This is a genomic window from Aldersonia sp. NBC_00410 (assembly GCF_026342035.1).
GTDB lineage: Bacteria > Actinomycetota > Actinomycetes > Mycobacteriales > Mycobacteriaceae > Aldersonia.
Genome location: NZ_JAPENM010000001.1, coordinates 57683 through 74855 on the forward strand (window position 1 = coordinate 57683; position 17173 = coordinate 74855).

General features: G+C 68.2%; 13 protein-coding genes. 6 read left to right on the forward strand and 7 right to left on the reverse strand.

Translation table 11 applies throughout. The annotated features are described in order from the left end of the window. Positions 1 to 6: 6 nt before the first annotated feature. A complete protein-coding gene (locus tag OG921_RS00215) occupies positions 7 to 981 on the reverse strand; it encodes an NADPH:quinone oxidoreductase family protein (RefSeq protein ID WP_266110343.1) in 975 nt (324 codons plus the stop codon). 152 nt (positions 982 to 1133) lie between these two features. Here OG921_RS00215 and OG921_RS00220 point away from each other — a divergent pair, with 152 nt between their 5' ends. Then, positions 1134 to 2150 (forward strand): zinc-binding alcohol dehydrogenase family protein, encoded by a 1017-nt coding sequence (locus OG921_RS00220; protein ID WP_353962087.1) that lies wholly within the window; start codon positions 1134 to 1136, stop codon positions 2148 to 2150. Here OG921_RS00220 and OG921_RS00225 read toward each other — a convergent pair. Further along, entirely contained in the window at positions 2147 to 3208 is a 1062-nt protein-coding gene (locus tag OG921_RS00225; RefSeq protein ID WP_266110344.1) for a DNA polymerase IV, read from the reverse strand. The genes OG921_RS00220 and OG921_RS00225 overlap by 4 nt on opposite strands. Before the next feature lie 184 nt (positions 3209 to 3392). On the opposite strand from OG921_RS00225, the gene OG921_RS00230 reads away from it, so the two are divergent. The 3 genes from OG921_RS00230 to OG921_RS00240 are packed head-to-tail and all read left to right on the forward strand — an operon-like array spanning position 3393 to position 6143. Further along, entirely contained in the window at positions 3393 to 4217 is an 825-nt protein-coding gene (locus OG921_RS00230; protein ID WP_266110345.1) for an acyl-[acyl-carrier-protein] thioesterase, read from the forward strand. After that, positions 4214 to 4708, forward strand: coding sequence for a histidine phosphatase family protein (locus tag OG921_RS00235; protein WP_266110346.1), 495 nt, complete (start codon positions 4214 to 4216; stop codon positions 4706 to 4708). The genes OG921_RS00230 and OG921_RS00235 overlap by 4 nt, the downstream gene beginning before the upstream one ends. Before the next feature lie 22 nt (positions 4709 to 4730). Continuing rightward, positions 4731 to 6143, forward strand: coding sequence for a xylulokinase (locus OG921_RS00240; RefSeq protein WP_266110347.1), 1413 nt, complete (start codon positions 4731 to 4733; stop codon positions 6141 to 6143). Between the two features lie 41 nt (positions 6144 to 6184). Here OG921_RS00240 and OG921_RS00245 read toward each other — a convergent pair whose 3' ends face one another. The 5 genes from OG921_RS00245 to OG921_RS00265 form a co-directional block, all read right to left on the reverse strand. After that, complete coding sequence (locus tag OG921_RS00245; protein WP_266110348.1) at positions 6185 to 6580, reverse strand: type II toxin-antitoxin system VapC family toxin; 396 nt, start codon at positions 6578 to 6580, stop codon at positions 6185 to 6187. Next, a complete protein-coding gene (locus OG921_RS00250) occupies positions 6568 to 6834 on the reverse strand; it encodes a type II toxin-antitoxin system Phd/YefM family antitoxin (protein WP_266110349.1) in 267 nt (88 codons plus the stop codon). The genes OG921_RS00245 and OG921_RS00250 overlap by 13 nt, the downstream gene beginning before the upstream one ends. 194 nt (positions 6835 to 7028) lie before the next feature. Next, the gene (locus OG921_RS00255) at positions 7029 to 8570 is read right to left on the reverse strand and encodes an ABC transporter permease (RefSeq protein WP_266110350.1); all 1542 of its coding nucleotides are present in this window, start codon (positions 8568 to 8570) and stop codon (positions 7029 to 7031) included. Next, entirely contained in the window at positions 8563 to 9330 is a 768-nt protein-coding gene (locus OG921_RS00260; RefSeq protein WP_266110351.1) for an ABC transporter ATP-binding protein, read from the reverse strand. Before OG921_RS00260 ends, OG921_RS00255 begins: the two co-directional genes overlap by 8 nt. Continuing rightward, on the reverse strand, positions 9327 to 10355 hold the full coding sequence (locus tag OG921_RS00265; RefSeq protein WP_266110352.1) for an ABC transporter substrate-binding protein: 1029 nt from the start codon (positions 10353 to 10355) through the stop codon (positions 9327 to 9329). The genes OG921_RS00260 and OG921_RS00265 overlap by 4 nt, the downstream gene beginning before the upstream one ends. A 51-nt stretch (positions 10356 to 10406) precedes the next feature. Between OG921_RS00265 and OG921_RS00270 the strand changes: the two genes are divergently transcribed. Together OG921_RS00270 and OG921_RS00275 are read left to right on the forward strand one after the other, a co-directional pair. Continuing rightward, on the forward strand, positions 10407 to 13238 hold the full coding sequence (locus tag OG921_RS00270) for an AAA family ATPase (protein ID WP_266110353.1): 2832 nt from the start codon (positions 10407 to 10409) through the stop codon (positions 13236 to 13238). Between the two features lie 106 nt (positions 13239 to 13344). Then, entirely contained in the window at positions 13345 to 17136 is a 3792-nt protein-coding gene (locus OG921_RS00275) for a beta-propeller fold lactonase family protein (RefSeq protein WP_266110354.1), read from the forward strand. The last annotated feature ends 37 nt before the right edge of the window (positions 17137 to 17173 follow it).

Consider the following 17173-nt stretch of genomic DNA (forward strand, 5'->3'; position numbering starts at 1 on the left):
GCCGACCTATCGGACTTCGAGCACGACCTTGCCGAGCGCGCCGCGGTTCTCCAGCGCCGCGATCGCAGCGCCTGCCTCGCCCAACGGGTATGTCGAGGTCTCCGGTGCGGGGATCGTGCCGGCAGCCAGCAGCGGCTCGATCCGCTCCCACTGCTTGGCCAGCAGAGTCCGGTCGTGCATCCACCAGTCGCCCCAACCGACGCCGATGACCTCGACGTTCTTGAGCAGCAGGCGGTTCACCTTCACGGTGGGAATGTCACCGCCGGTGAATCCGAGGACCAGCACTCGGCCGCCGCGCCGCAGCGAGCGGATGCTGTCGGTGAACCGGTCCCCACCGACCGGGTCGACGACAATGTCGACGCCCTGCCCGTCGGTGAGTTCCTTGACCTTGTCGAGCCAGCCGTCGACGAGCACCACGTCGTTCGCCCCGGCGGCGCGCGCGACCTCGGCCTTTTCCTCGGTGCTGACGACCGCGATCGTGCGGGCCGCACCGAACGCCGGCGCGAGCCGCAGCGCGGACGTGCCAATCCCGCCGGCAGCTCCGTGCACGAGCACGGTGTCGCCTTCCTGCAGGCGACCGCGGACGTTGTAGGCGAAGTCCATGGTGAGGTCGTTGAACAGCAGGCCGGCACCGGCCGCCATCGGCACGCTGTCCGGCAGCGGGAACGCCAGAATCGACGGCACCACAGCGACCTCGGCCATGCCACTGCCGAGCGCGGTCAGCGCCGCGACGCGGTCACCGGCCTTGACCAGCGCGCCCTCGGGCGCGGTGCGGACGATGCCGGACACCTCGCCGCCGGGAACGAAGGGCAGCTCCGGCTTGTACTGGTAGAGCCCGCGACTCATCAGCGCATCGGGAAACGCGACCCCGGCCGCGTGCACGTCGATCACCACGTCATCCGGCGAAGCAGCCGGTTCGTCGATTTCGACGAGCTCGACCGACTCCGGTCCTTCGAGCTTGGTCACGTGGATGGCACGCATGAGCTTCCTCTCTCTCCCGGGGGCAACTAACGCGAACAGTACTCACGGTGCCGTGCCGATCGCGGTGACCCACTAGTCGCGTCGAGGGGCCCGATCCCGGGCGAAGTTCCGAAAAGTGGGCGGTGACGAGCGGGTGGACGTACATTCCGATCATGTCCGCCGGCGACACGATGCGGGCCTGGCAGGTGCAGCGGCCCGGCCCGATGCGCTCGAACCCGTTGCGCCGCAGCCGTATCGCCATTCCCGTGCCTGCCCCCGACGAGCTGTTGGTGCGGGTGCGGTGCTGCGGCGTGTGTCGGACCGACCTGCACGTCGCCGAGGGCGATCTCGCTGTGCACCGCGAGCATGTCGTACCCGGGCACGAGGTGGTCGGCGAGGTCGTCGCGACCGGCGACGCGGTCACCGAGTTCGCGGCAGGGGCACTGGTCGGCGTCGCGTGGCTGCGGCATACCTGCGGGCAGTGCCGCTACTGCCGGCGCGGCGCCGAGAATCTTTGTCCGCAGTCGCGCTACACCGGCTGGGATTGCGACGGTGGCTACGCGGAGTACGCCGTCGCCCCCGCCGCGTACGTCCACCCGCTGCCGATCGGATACCGCGATATCGAGCTCGCTCCGCTGCTGTGTGCAGGCATCATCGGCTACCGCGCGCTGGTCTCCGCAGCGCTGCCGCCGGGCGGACGGCTCGGTATCTACGGCTTCGGTGGCAGTGCGCATATCTGTGCTCAGGTCGCGATCGCGCAAGTCGCCGAAGTGCATGTCATGACCCGAGGGGCAGCCGCGCGCGAACTCGCCCTGCAACTCGGTGCCGCCTCCGCGCAGGGCTCGGACGATCCACCGCCGGTGCCACTGGACTCGGCGATCCTGTTCGCCCCGGCAGGCGGGCTGGTGCTGCCCGCGTTGGCAGCACTCGACCGCGGTGGGACGCTCGCCGTCGCCGGCATCCACCTCACCGACATCCCCGCGCTGAACTATCAGCGGCACCTGTTCCAGGAGCGGCGGCTGCGCTCGGTCACCTCGAACACCCGCGCCGACGCCAGGGAGTTCCTCGCGTTCGTCGCCGAGCACCGGATCCGGCTGAGCACGACGGAGTATCCGCTCGACGCGGCGGACCGTGCGCTCACCGACCTGGCGGAGGGCCGGGTCACGGGCGCGGCCGTGCTGATGCCCTAAGCGTCCGTGTCGATGTCGGTGAGGTCGACCCGGACGCCGAGCAGCCGCACCGGGCGGTCGAGCGGGAACAATTCGAGCAACGAAGCGGCGGTGGTGACGATCTCGTCCACGTCGGTCGACGCGCTGGGCAGCTTGCGCGCGTGGCTGCTGGTGAAGAAACTCGCCGTCCGCACCGTGACCGCAACCCGTTCGACACTGCGCCCGGCCGCCACCACCTCGTGCGCGACCGCCGCCGCGAGTTCTTCGACGCCCGCCGTGATCTCGGCGGGGTCGGTGAGATCGCGGGGGAATGTGCGGGAGTGGCTGCGGCCGCGCGGTATCCGCGGTTCGGTGTGCACCTCGGTACGCCCCGTACCCGCGCCGAGCAGGTGCAACCACGGCCCGGTACGCGCACCGAACCCCGCGGCGAGCGCAGCGGGGTCGGCCGCGGCCAGCTCACCCACCGTGGCGATGCCGATCGCTGCGAGGCGCTTCGCGGTCCGGGCGCCGACACCCCACAGCGCGTCCGGCGCCCGCTCGGACATCACGGTGTCCCAGTTCTGCGCGGTCAGCCGGAACACCCCCGTGCGCGTCGGCGCACCGGCTCCCTTCGGCTTCACGAACCCGGTGGCGAGCTTCGCGCGATGGGTGTTGTCACCCACCCCGACCGAGCAGCGCAGTCCGGTCTGCTCGTCGACCCGAGCGCGGATGCGCTGCGCGAGGGTCTCCGGATCGTCGGTTTCCACGCCGAGGAATGCCTCGTCCCAGCCGAGCACCTCGACGTTGCCGAACTCGCGTAGGACGTCCATCACCTGCTCGGATGCGCGCTCGTAGGTGTCGTGGTCGACCGCGAGGAACGCCGCGTCGGGGCATCGCCGTGCCGCCGAACGCAGCGGCATTCCGGCGCGCACGCCGTGCTCGCGCGCCTCGTAGGAGGCACAGGTCACCACGGTGCGAGACTGCGTCGGATCCCCCGACCCGCCGACGATCACCGGCCGGGCGGCCAGTTCAGGATGACGCAGCCGCTCGACCGCCGCCTGGAATTGGTCCAGGTCGACGTGCAAGATCCACGCGGTCATCCGGCCTCCCGGTTCCATCATCACCTGCCGTCATCGCGTCCGGGCGGGCTCGAAATCATCGGGCAGATCGGCGATCGCTGCCGCGGAAAGTCCGGCGACGCACGTACAGTCTGCTAGCGAAGCTTTGGGGCGTTCCGCAAGCGCCTGGCGCTGACGGTCACCGCCAGTCTGTGAAGGAGGACTCGTGGCCACCACGGTCGACGAACCGCTGACTCCCCCGCCCGGCCCGAATGTGGGTTTCACCTCGTCCTGGCCGGTCCGCGCCGCCGACATCGACCCGGACACCAGAGTCCGGCTCGACGGCATCGCGCGCTATCTCGAGGACATCGCCTGGGAGAACCTGCAGGCATCCATGCTTCCCGGTACCGACCCGATCTGGATCGTGCGCCGCACCGTGATCGACGCCGTCCGGCCGATCAACTGGCCCGACCGGGTGCACCTGCGCCGCTGGTGTGCGGGATTGTCCACGCGATGGACCGCGATGCGGGTGCGGATGGAATCCTCGCGCGGCGGACTGATCGAATCGGAGGGATTCTGGATCAATATCAGCGAATCCACCGGCATGCCGACCCGCATCAGCGACGAGGGACTCGCGTACCTGCAGACGATGACCGACGAGCACCGACTCAAGTGGCGGCGCTGGCTGGGCGAAGACGCGCCGCCGGAATCGGGGGCGGACCTGCATTTCCCGCTACGCGCCACCGACATCGATCAGTTCAACCACGTCAACAACGCCGCGTACTGGCAGGCCGTCGAGCAGTATCTGGTGGACTATCCCTCGCTCGTCGCGCAGCCGTTCCGGGCCGTCATCGAGTACAACGCGCCGATCTTCGCCGGCGAGGACGTGATGGTGCGCGGACGACTCGACCCCGGGGTCGACGACACCGAGTCGGATCAAGCGCAGCCGGCACTGCGGCTGTGGTTCATGGTCGGCGAAAGCGTGCGCACCGCGGTCAGTATCGGTCCCATGCCGGAAGCTGCCGGGCCGGGCGGAGACTCGCCGTCATGACCACTCGCACGCTGATCCTCATGCGGCACGGCAAATCCGCCTATCCGGATGACGTGGACGACCACGACCGACCGCTCGCACCGCGTGGTCAGCGCGAGGCCGGCCTGGCCGGCGATTGGCTGCGTTCGACGCAGCCACCGATCGACGCGGTGCGCTGCTCCACGTCGCTGCGCACCCGCCGGACCCTGGCGGCAACGGCGGTGGATGCGCCGGTGGAGTTCGACCGCGCGATCTACGGCGGCTCCCCGCGCGAACTCATCGAAGCCATCACGATCGTCGACGACGATGTGCGGACTTTGCTTCTGGTCGGTCACGTCCCCGGAATACCCTGGACCGCTTGGGAACTCGCAGAAAACCGCAGCTCCCCGCAAGCGGAGCAGATTCAGGAGAAGTTCCCCACCTCCGCGCTCGCCGTGCTCGAATTCGACCGGCCGTGGGCCGAAGTCGCGCCGGGCACCGGCGAGCTGATTTGTTTTCACGTGCCCAGGTAGACACCCGCAGTACCGTCGGGGTGTGTCCCTCGTTGCCGGAATAGATTCGTCGACACAGTCGTGCAAGGTCGTCGTCCGCGACGCGGATTCGGGGGCTCTGGTCCGCGAAGGCCGCGCGGCGCACCCACCGGGAACTGAGGTCCATCCCGATCACTGGTGGGCGGCGCTGACCGCGGCGGTGGCGGCGGCGGGCGGTCTGTCCGACGTGGCTGCCGTGGCGGTCGGCGCCCAGCAGCACGGCATGGTTTGCCTCGACGACCGGGGCGAGGTGGTGCGGCCGGCACTGCTGTGGAACGACACCCGCTCCGCCGCTTCGGCACAGGCGTTGGTGCACGACCTCGGCGGCGCGCAGGCGTGGGCGAACGCCACCGGGGTGGTGCCGCTCGCGGCGATCACCGTGTCGAAGCTGCGCTGGCTCGCCGATCACGAACCCGGCAACGCGGATGCCACGGCGGCGGTGTGCCTGCCGCACGACTGGCTGACCTGGCGGATCGGCGGTGCCCCCTCGATCGACGCGCTGGTCACCGACCGTGGTGATGCGAGCGGCACGGGCTACTTTTCCGCTGCCGACGACAGCTACCACCCGGAGTTGCTGGCGTTGGCTCTGGGTGATCGAAAACCGTTACTGCCCAGGGTTTCCGGGCCGAGCGAGGCGATCGGCGCGACGGCCGTGTTCGGCGACGGAGCGGTGCTGGGACCGGGGACGGGCGACAACGCCGCCGCCGCGTTGGCGCTCGACGCCCGCGAGGGTGACGTGGTCGTGTCGATCGGCACGTCGGGGGTGGTGGCAGCGGTGTCCTCGATCCATGCGCACGACCCGTCCGGCGAAGTCGCCGGGTTCGCGGACGCGACGGGGCGGCAACTGCCATTGGTGTGCACGCTGAACGGCGCGCCGGTCCTGGACGCCACCGCGCAACTGCTCGGGGTCGACCACCACCGGCTCGCCGAGCTCGCGCTCAACCAAGCGAGCGACGGACTGGTGTTGGTGCCCTATCTCGCGGGCGAACGCACACCCGACCGACCCAACGCGTCCGGCGCCCTGCACGGCCTGCGCCCGGGCACCGCCACACCAGGTCACCTCGCCCGCGCCGCGGTCGAGGGGCTGCTGTGCGGGCTCGCGGACGGCATCGACCGATTGCGCGCGCAGGGCATCCGCACCGATCGGGTATTGCTCGTCGGCGGCGCGGCACGCTCCCCCGCGGTGTGTGCCCTCGCTCCGGCCATCTTCGGTATGCCGGTGAACGTGCCGGCGCCCGGCGAGTACGTCGCGGACGGCGCGGCACGGCAGGCCGCGTGGGTGCTTTCCGGCGCGCCGGAGCCACCGCGGTGGGACACGTCGGCGGTGCAGCGTTACGAGGCCGATCCGATGCCCGGAGTGCGCGAAAGATATGCGGCGGTAAGGGATCTCACGGATGGATCACCACTACTGGGGTAACCAACGACGCCGTAAGTTGTGGTTGAGACCCGGCCCACCAGTTAGGAATCGATCAGCCGAGTAGTAACTCCCGGCAGCTCGTCGAACCGCGCGCGCCGATCGGTCGTCCACAGCGTTCGTTCCGTTGCACGCGCGGTGGCGGCGATGATGAGATCGTGCGCACCCCGCTTGCGGCCCTTGCGTTCGACATAGGACAGCAATTCCGCGTGATGTTCGGCCACCGAGCGGTCGTAGTCGCAAATCGGCACGACCGCCAGCACATCATCGAGAAATGCGCGCTGTGCGGCTCGCCGGCCCACGTCGGGATCCAACATCACGCCCGCCAAATACTCGGCTATGACGACCGCGGGCATGGCCACATCCGCGCCCGATGGAACGTCAACGAGCCCTCGCGCTCCGGCGACCAACACGCCCGAATCGAGGATCACTCGTTCCACGGATCACCGTCCAGATCCGCCGAGACCGACCGACGCCCGGCCGAAACACGATCGGCGAAATCCGCGTCCAGCGCGGGCGATCCGCGCCATCGTGCGAACACCTCCGCCAACGCAGACCCCGACTCCGCCGGAGCGGCAGCGATCGACGCAACCCGTCGACCCGACCGAGTCACGACGATTGTCTCGCCCTGCTCGACCGCATCCAACACGGCCGCGAAGTTTCGCGACGCCTCCGAAGCAGACATCTCCCGCATGGATATCAGAATATCAGAATCTGATACTTCGTAGAGATCGCGTGCCTTCACGAATCGAGTAGCGAACTATGCCCTCGGTCCGATCCGTCTGCCGCAACGATTTCGAGTACTGTCGGGCGCGCCGGAGCCAACGCGGGGGACACGTCTCCGGTGCAGCGTCACGAGGCCGATCCCGTTCCGGCGGTACGTGAGCGTTATGCGGCAGTGCGAGATCTGACCGATGGGCCGCCGCTGCTGGGTTGACGCGCAACGAAGCCATCGATGCGGACGACAGCGGCGCTGAGCAGGTACCCGGTTATCCCGACGACGAGGAGCAGTCCCCAGGCCGCGGCGGCGTCGAAGCTCTGCTGGCTTTCGACCAACAACCTGCCGATACCGGTCCCGGCACCGAGGATCTCCACGAGCAGCGCCACGACGAGTGCGAGTGCCGCCGCGATCCGGACGCCGAGCAAAATTGCCGGCGCCAACGTGGGCAGGACGACTTTTCGCCATTTGTCGGCCGTGGAAAGCCGGAGTGTGCGCGAGACGTCGAGCCGCACCGCCGGAACCGTGCGCATCGCGACGGCGGTTTCGAGCAAGATCGGCCATGCCGTGACCAGCGCGACGACCGCAACCTCGCTCGCCATCGAGGTACCGAGCAGGAGAACGGCGATCGGCACGAATGCGGCCGCCGGGACCGCCGCCAAGAACTCGACCGACGGCGTGAGAGCCCGGTCGACCCAGCGCGAGGCACCGATCGCGATACCGACGGCGGTCCCGATCAGTGTGGCCAGCGCAAGGCCTCCGACGACCACTGCCACCGTGTGACCGATCGCGGGCAGCAGCGCCCCGTCGTCATGCAACCCCGCCAGACCGGTGAACCACGCGCTCGGGGGCGGAAACGACTGGGCATCGCGAACAAAGAGCTGCCAAACCACCAGCGCGCCGACCAGTGGCACCAGCCCGCGCAGTGGAGCCGCCGGCTGCCGCACGGCCGGCGAACCACCGAAGGTGCTGCCGGGACATGCGCGGCGAACGCCCTGCCGCAACAGGAGATTGACCAGAAAGCCGACGAATCCGCAGATGAGCGCGTACGCCCACATGCGGGCGGGCGCGAGCGCGTGCAGCGACTCGGTGAGACCGCCGCCGAGTCCGCGCGGCCACATGATCATCTCAGCGACGATCGCGACGAGCAACGCGGCAACGGCTGCCATCCGCGTCCCCGCCAGCCACGCCGGAACAGCCGCGGGCACGACGATCGTTCGCACTGTCGCGGCGCGGGAGAGATGGAGAGTGCGAGCAACGTCGTATTGCCGAGGGTGTACTGCCGCAACGCCGGCCGCGGTGCTGAGCACCACCGGCCAGACGGCGGCGTACACCGCGAGGACGACCTCGGTACGAACCGCAGGTCCAAGGGCGAGCAGCGCAATCGGGACGAGCGCGACTGCAGGCACCACCCGAAGGACGTCGATGCCGGCCGTCACGTTGCGACGGACGAGTGGCAGGAGCCCGATGGCGAAGCCGAGCATGCCGCCCAGCGCGGTACCGATCAGGGTCGCGATAACCGCGACTCGCACGGTGTGCACGAGATCGCCGACGAGTTCCCCCTCTGCCACCAGATCTGTTAGAGCGGCGGCGATTTCGCGGGGCGACGAGAGGTATTCGTAGTCGAGCACACCCAACACGCCCAGCACTGTCCAGCCGACAACCGCAGCGCACGGCAGCAGCAACCCCACAGGAACCAGACGGCTAGTCATCGTCGCCCCGCAATGCACGGCCGAGCAGGTGGCGCACCTCGAGGTAGCGAGCAGACTCGCGGGTGTCGAATTGATCTCGCGGCCTTGGTAACTCAGTTTCAATGGTGAGCACTACGACGCCCGGCTCGCCGTTCAGCACGACGACCCTGTCGCTGAGATAGATGGCCTCGTCAAGGTCATGGGTGATGAACACGATTGTGGTGCCGGTCTGTTGGTGCACATTCAGCAGCACATCCTGCAGCGCGGACTTGGTCAACGCATCGAGCGCTCCGAAGGGCTCGTCCATCAGCAGCACTGCAGGTTCGACGGCGAGCGCGCGCGCAATCTGGACGCGTTGTGCCATGCCACCTGAGAGTTGCTCCGGGTAATCGGAGCTGCGATCGGACAGGCCAACCATCTGCAGGGCGCGGTCGACCTTCGCTCGACGCGCGGCACGCCCGACGTTGCGTTCGATCCCGAGCGCCGTATTGCGTGCGACAGTGCGCCACGGGAGCAGCGCGTTGCCGTAATCCTGAAACACCATGACCACGCCGTCCGGCGGTCGGGTGACCGGCCGCCCGAAAATCGACACGGATCCGCAAGTCGGCGAATGCAATCCGCCGAGGACGCGCAGCAGTGTCGTCTTTCCGGCTCCGGATCTGCCGACGATGCCCACGATCTCGCCGGTCGCAACGGCGAATGTGACATCGCGCAGGATCTCTCGCGGTCCGTCGGCGGACGGCATGCGCACCCCGACGGATTCGACTCGATAGACGGTCAAGGGCCCTGCCACACGATCGAATCGACATCCGGATCGCCGTTGATCGTGCCGACCGTCCGGGAGATCGTGACATAGGGTTGCAGGTCGGGGGGGCTTACCTCGACGATCCAGTTCGGTAGCGGCGCTCGCTCGGCGACCTCCGGCGGCATCTTCAACCAGGACTGCAGCAGGGCACGTGCCTCGTCGGGGTGTGCTTTCAGATGGTCGATGGCCTCGGTGAGCGAATCGCGCCACGCCTCAATGGCCTCGGGGTGCTCGCGAGTGAACCGCGACGACGACGCGAACAGTACGGTCATTCCGGTGTCGACGGCGCCGCCACTTGCTTCGTGCGCCGCTAGCGCGACGACGTCGTCATGGATGCTGAATCCGCGCGCGGCGAGACCGGACCAGAACGGAATGGACGCGACGACGGCATCCACGCGTTCCGCAGCCAGTTGGTCACCCATCGATCCGAACGGCATCGGCACGAGGTCGACCGCGTCTCGGTCGACGCCGTTGCGCTGCAAGAGATACACCAGCGAATCGGTCAGCACACCGGTCAGTGCGGGCACACCAATCTTCGTCCCGGACAGCTGTGCGAGCGAGTCGATCGAATCATCGCGCGTCACCCACACTGCATTCGGCTCCTCCGCCGACGACTGCTGGATCCGGGACACCACCTGCACGTCGAGCCCATGCTCGGAGCCGACGAGAACCGTGGTCGGCACGCTCATCACGACGTCGTAGTCCCCCTGGTCCAACGCGCTCAGGAACACCGGGATGTCCTGCCCCTCGGTCATGGTGACGTGGAGACCGTGGCGCTCGAAGATTCCCTCCTGTTCGGCGAACTCCACGGGCAGCACGTTGCCGGTTGGCGCAAGCGCCACCCGCACATCCGCGACGGTGGCCGCGGCCGTCGGGGCATCACCGGACTGCCCGCCGCACGAACACGCGAGGAGCGCCGCCGCCGCGAGCACCGCAAGACGCCACAACGGCCTATGCGCCGCCTGCGTGCCGGTCGCAATCAGCCCATCCGTCGCATTCATATATGTGATGATGAACGAACAGCCGGTTCGCGACAGGGGTGACAGCCGAAAGTGTCGGCCGAAGGTCTTTCCCCCGCCCGCGTCCTCCTCGAGCGTGCGGATGACATCGCGGCGCTCGATTTCGCGCTCTCCGAGACCGCGATCGGCACCGGGCGGGTGCTGCTGATCGAGGGCCCACCGGGCATCGGCAAGACGGTGCTGCTCGAGGAACTCCTACAGCGGGCCCATGATCGTGGCATGGCGGTCCTGTTCGCTCGGGGCGGGGAGTTCGAGCGCGGATTCGGATTCGGTGTCGTGCGCCAGTTGCTGGAAGGCCGGTTGGCCGAATTCACCGACGCGGATCGCGCCGCCGTCCTGACCGGTGCCGCGGGCCTCGCGGAGCCGGTGTTCGCAAGCGTCTCGGACTCGGCACCGGGCGAAGACGTCGCGTTCGCGACACTGCACGGGCTCTATTGGCTGGTCGTCAACCTCGCCGAACGGGCCCCGCTTGTGCTCGCAGTCGATGACGTGCATTGGGCCGACGAGCCCTCGCTACGGTTTCTGTTGCACCTCGCGCGCCGACTCGCGGGTTTGCCGGTCATGCTCGCGCTCACCGATCGGTCCGGCGTGGACAAACACCGCAGTGACCTCGCTGCGCTGAGGCTCGAGGCGCAGCGCCCGATTCTGCGACCCAATCCGCTGAGTGGCACCGCCGTCGCGACCCTCGTTCACGAGAACTTGGGTAGCGGGGCGAAGTCGGAGTTGTGCGAGGCGTGCGCCGAGGCCACTGGTGGAAACCCGTTTCTGCTCGCCGAGGTGCTCGGGGAACTGCGCCGCACCGCGGCAACTGCCGACGACATCGACCCGACGATCGTCCTCCGGCTCGCGCCGGGACGGATCGCCGCCGCCTTGCTGCTGCGGGTCGGCATGATCGATTCTCGGGCTCCCGCCCTGGCGCGCGCCGTCGCAGTCCTCGGCGACGAAGCCGAGCTGATCAACTGCGCCAAGCTTGCCGACGTCGATACGCCGATCGGCCGCTCACTGGCCGATGCCCTCGTCGAACTGTCCGTTCTCGCGCTCGCCGAGCCGCTGCGCTTCGTACATCCGATCGTGCGCACGGTGATCTACGACGACATGCCCGCGGGCGAACGCAGCCGCCTGCACGCGCGCGCGGCGCAACTGCTCGCCGCGCAGCAGGCCGATCCACGCGCGGTAGCTGCACACCTGCTCGAATGTGATCCAGTCGGCGACGGCCGGGTGGTGACGCTGCTGCGCGCCGCGGCCCGGCACGCGCTGAGCAGCGGAGCGCCGGACACGGCGGTCACGTTGTTGCGCCGCGCGCTCGCCGAACCGCCGGACGATCGCGACCGGGCGCAGGTGCTGTTCGATCTCGGTACTGCGGAGCACGAGATCGGCGACGCGGCGGCAGCCGACCATCTCCGCGAAGCCGGTGAGACGGAACTCGATCCGGTTCGCCGCGCACGAGCCGTGATCTCGCTGGCATGGACAAACCACACCAATCCGGCCCGGCAACGCGCGCAGCTGCCGCTGTACGAGCGTGCCGCGGCCGACGTGCGCGAACGCGAACCCGAGCTCGCGCTACATCTCGATGCCGCGCGGTTGGGCGCACTGCTGTTCAATCCCGACCTGCCGATCCGGTTCGAGGACGAAGCCCGGCAATTCCGTGACCGCCCTACCGGATCGGCAGCCGAGTGCCTGCTGGCGTCGTTCGTGGCACGCGCCATGCTCGCCTCGGGCAGCGGCGTCGCCGAGGCAGCCGACCTCGCCGAACTATCCGCGGCACACCCTGCACTGACCGGACAAGCCGGCCATCCGCTGTGGCGCACGAACATCACGTTCTGCCTGATCGCGGCCGAACGGTACGACGCCGCCGAGACAATGCTTTCCCGTGCACTCCGGCACGCCGAACGCGCGGGCTCGCCGCAGTGGATGGCTCGGGCGCTGTGGCTGCGCGGGTTGACCCGCCATCGCCGCGGCGACCTGCGTGATGCGGAAGCCGACCTGCACGCCGCAACGGATGTGCAGGGGCTCGGCTACCCGCACTTCGGCTACACAGTCGTCTTCCCGCTCATCGACGTCTTGACCGATCAGGGCCGTGTCGACGAGGGCGAAGAGTTGCTGATCGAGAACAGGCTCGACGGGGACCTCGCATTTGTCCCGATGGCCACCGCTTCGTATATCGTCCGTGGCCGATTGCGTGCAGCGCGCGGCGAATTCACCTCGGCCCGCGCCGACCTGGAGCAGTCCATTCGGCTGCTGCGCACATTTCGCGGACTCGTGCCGTGGGACAACGACGCCCGGGTAGCCCTCGTGCGTGTGTTGTCGGCGCTCGGCGACGACGACGCCGCACGCACGCTCGCCGATGAGACGTTGCACTTCGCGCGGGAGACGCGGTCGGCAAGAGCGATCGGCGGAGCATTGCACGTGAGCGGCCTCCTGCGGACCGGCGCGCAACGAGTCGAACTGCTTCGCCGAGCGGTCGAGGCGCTATCCGAATCGCCGGCGCTGCTCTGGCGCGCCGAGGCGCTCCTCGACTACGGCACCACCCTGCGTCACGACGGGCACAACGCGACCGCCCGCCCGATCCTGCGTCAAGGCATGGAGATCGCACAGCGCTGTGCGGCAACGCCACTCGCGGACCGGGCGATCACCGAGCTGCGGGCGACGGGAGCGCGACCACGCCGGCGGGCTGGCACCGGCGTCGACGCGTTGACCGCGAGTGAGCGCCGCGTGTCCGAGATGGCCGCGACCGGCAGTAGCAATAAGGAGATTGCCCAAGCCTTGTTCGTGACCTTGCGCACCGTCGAGATGCACCTATCCAACGCGTACAGCAAGCTCGACATCCACTCCCGGCAGGAGCTCCCGCAGGTGCTGCACGGCTGAACCTGTCCCGCCAATTCCTTCGGTAGGTGCTTCGGTCGTACCCCGTAGTACCGCGGCGTACCGCGGATGAGGCTCGGTGTAAGGCGACGCGGCGAAGGGAATTGCCATGAGCTACAACACCAAGCACCTCGGACGGATCGGCGGAACGGTCGCGGCGGTAGGGGTGGGACTGGCGGTCGTTGCCGCGCCTGGCGTGGCGCTCGCCGAGCCCACGGGAGGCGACTCATCGTCAACATCGGATTCCGGCGCCGAAAGTTCATCGGAGCGTAGCTCGGACGACGACTCGCATCGGTCGAAGGGGCGCTCCGAATCGGAGACGACGGGCAGCGAGTCGGTTTCTTCGATCGACTCTTCGTCGGGGAACGAATCGAAATCGAAAGATGCGCAATCGGACTCGACACCACGGGACGTGTCGTTGGACGCGGAATCCGCCGGCGAGGCGGACGGGACCGGAAATTCGCCTCCCGCTGATAATGCGGTCGCGAACGACACCGGCACGACAGCGGCCCCAGCCGCGCCCGCGCCGGCAGCCGACGCGGCGACCGCGAGCACGCAGTTCGATACGGCGCCTGCCGCTCCTGTCGCCACAGTCGCGGACAACGGCAGCACGGAACCATCGCTGCGGCGGTGGCACGACCGTTCAACCGCGCCACTGGACACCAGTCCCGCAACCGCAGGGCAGTCCGCAGGGCAGTCCTGGCCGGTGTCCGTGCTGCGCGCGCCGGAGGTCCTGGTTTCGCGACCCGCCGCGACGGCGCCGACCTCGCAATCGCCCACATCGCAGTGGACGACATCGGCGTGGACGCAACCGCCGGCCACGCAGTATTCGGCGGCGATCGTGCCGAGGGGCGTGTCGTCGCCGTTGCTCGATCCAGGCGTTCCGGCCGAGACCGCAGCCCGGGTGCTGACCGGGATCCTGGCAGCCGTGGGTCTGAGCCCGGCGCTGCTGAACGGCCCGTTCACACCGATCGAGTCACCGATGTTCTGGGCAATCGCGGCGGCCTGGTGTCGGCGCCAGGAGCAACAGAACTGGGCCGACGCGACACCGAGCCTGGCCTACGCCCCGGATACGACCGGCCAGCCCAACGAAACCGCCACCGCCCGCGCAATGAGCCTCCAGACCTCGGCAGCCGCGGTCGCGCCGACCATCGGCGTACTCGACCGCGCCACCGGGACAGTGACCGGGCAGATCAATGCGCCGGGAACCTACTCGGTCACCGGCACTCCCACCCGCGGCACGGCCACCATCGACAGCACCGGCCGCTTCACCTACACCCCCACGAACGCAGCCCGCATGGCCGCCGCGCAGGACCCGAGCGCGGACTTCGACTCGTTCACCATCACCGTGACAAACGGACAAGCGAGCACGCCCGTGACCGTGAGAGTGCCGATCTCGGCGGCACGACTGCAGGTCGACCAATCGACCACCGTCGGCTCCACACCTACCGGTGTCGCGATGAGCGGCAACAAGGTTTACATCGCCAACCGTGCCTCGAAGACCGTGTCCGTCCTCGACAGCACCAACACGGTGATCGCGACCGTGCCGGTGGGCACAGCCCCAACCGGCGTCGCGGCCAACCCCAACGGCAAATGGGTTTACGTAGCGAACAACGGCAGCAACAACGTCTCGGTGATCGACACCGCCACCAACAAAGTCGTCTCCACGATCACGGTCGGCACGTCACCGACCGCAGTTGCGGTCAACCCGAGCGGAACTCGCACCTACGTCACCAACACCGGAAACATCTTGACCGGCGGTACCGTCTCCGTCATCGACACCACCACCATCAACGGCATAGCCACCAACAAGGTCATCGCCACCATCAAGGTCGGCACGTCACCAACCGCAGTTGCCCTCAACCCGACCGGCACCCGCGCCTACGTCTCCAATGCGGGAAACATCCTGACCGGCGGCACCGTGTCGGTCATCGACACCACCACCAACAAAGTCGTCTCCACCATCGGCGTCGGCAGCACACCCAACGCAGTCGCCCTCAACCCGAGCGGAACCCGCGCCTACGTCACGAACTATGGCAGCAACAGCGTCTCGGTCATCGACACCACCACCAACACCAGGGTCGCCACCATCGGCGTCGGGTCGCGGCCAACCGCCGTCCTCGTGACACCCGACGGCAGCGCGGTGTACGTCGTCTCGGACACCGACACGTTGACCGTGATCGACACCAAGACCAACACCGTCGTGTCCAACGTCGCCATCGACACGCCCGCCGAAGCCGGCGCGCACAGTATCGCATTGAGCGCCAACGGGTCTCGGATCCTTGTCACCGACGCCATCGACGGACGGGTGCGCGCTCTTTCACTCGCACATGTGAACTCCGCGCCAGCGGGAACGGTAACCGTCAGCGCGCCGCGCGCATCCGACGGCGCGGTCATCGTGACCCTCGAAACCACCGACCCCGACGGCGACCCCGTGACCGCCTGGTACAGCTCGGCGACCTCGGGCGCGGTGCTCGGATCACCCGACGGGGTATACACCTACATTCCGACCCGGGCCGCACGAGACCGGGCGCTACAGACGCCCGGCCCGGACTCGGACGGGTTCAGCATCAGGCTCGATGACGGGCAAGCCAGTTCGTCGGTCTGGGTCACAGTCCCGATTCTCCCGTCCAGCACGGCCCCACAGGTCGCGCTCGACAGCCAATCGCACGTCGGTGTCCCGGACGCCACGACCGGCGCGGTCACCGGACACCTCGCTCGCGTAATCGATCCGGACACATTGGTGCTGAACTACACCGTGGCCCGTGCACCGGCGCGCGGCAATGTAACCGTCGATCCGCACAACGGCGACTTCACCTACACGCCAACCGCGGCCGGCCGGACCGGCGGCGGCATCGACACCTTCGCCGTCGAGGTGAGTGACGGCACGGCGTCGACAACGGTGAACGTGACCGTGCCGGTGCGTGCTCCCGAACTCGCGGCCACCCAGACCACGATTACGACCGGCGCCAACCCCGACTACTTGAACGTCGACGGCTCAAAGGTCTACGTCCACAACACCGGCGATCGCACGATTTCGGTGATCGACAACGAGACCAACGTCGAGATCGCCGAGTCGGCGCCGCTGCCGCTGCAGTACAGCGGCAGCATGGTCCTGAGCCCGGATGGCACGAAAATCTATGTCTTCGGGCAAGACCAACAAACCTACCGAGCAGTTGTCTTGGACGCGGAAACGCTCGAATCGATCGGCACGGTCGACAGTGGAATTTCGACCGATGGCGGGCTCTACGTCGACGGCACAATTGCGACCAGCGCCGACGGCCGGTATCTCTATGTCCCTATGACCTTCGGACGCGGCGGCGAGGGCGGCGGCATCATCGTCATCGACACTACCGGCGCAACTCCCCCCGAGGGTCGAATGTGGTTCTCCTCCGGCGCCAACGCGACGCGCAGTCCGCGTGGCGATGTCTATTACGCCGACTTCCTCGGGTATAGCGTGGTCAGTGCGGACAATGGTGGCGGATTCGGTGTCGGCGGGCACCCGTGGGGTATTGCGTTCAGCCCGGATGGGAGCCAGATGTACGTCACCACAACCGACGGCGGCACGGTGGACGTGGTCGATCTCGACTCGAACACCCAAATCGCCTCCGTCACGATCGACGTCCGCTCGGACTGGCTAGCAGACACAGTCGATCAATCCGAGCCCCGAGCAATCGCGGTCAGTCCCGACGGCCGACACATCTACGTGGACACGGGCATCGACCTCGTCGTTATCGACGCAGCCAGCAATACCGTGATCGGAGCCGTCCGGATCGACGCCGACAAGCCGCCCAGAGCGTCGTCATCGCTCGCCGTTGCGGCAGACGGAACTGTGTATCTCACCACGCGCGATTCGGTGATCGCGGTAGACATCGATACCCCGATCGAACGCCCGCTCTGAGCCGGATGCGTCCTGCCGGCTCGGTATGGGGGCGGCG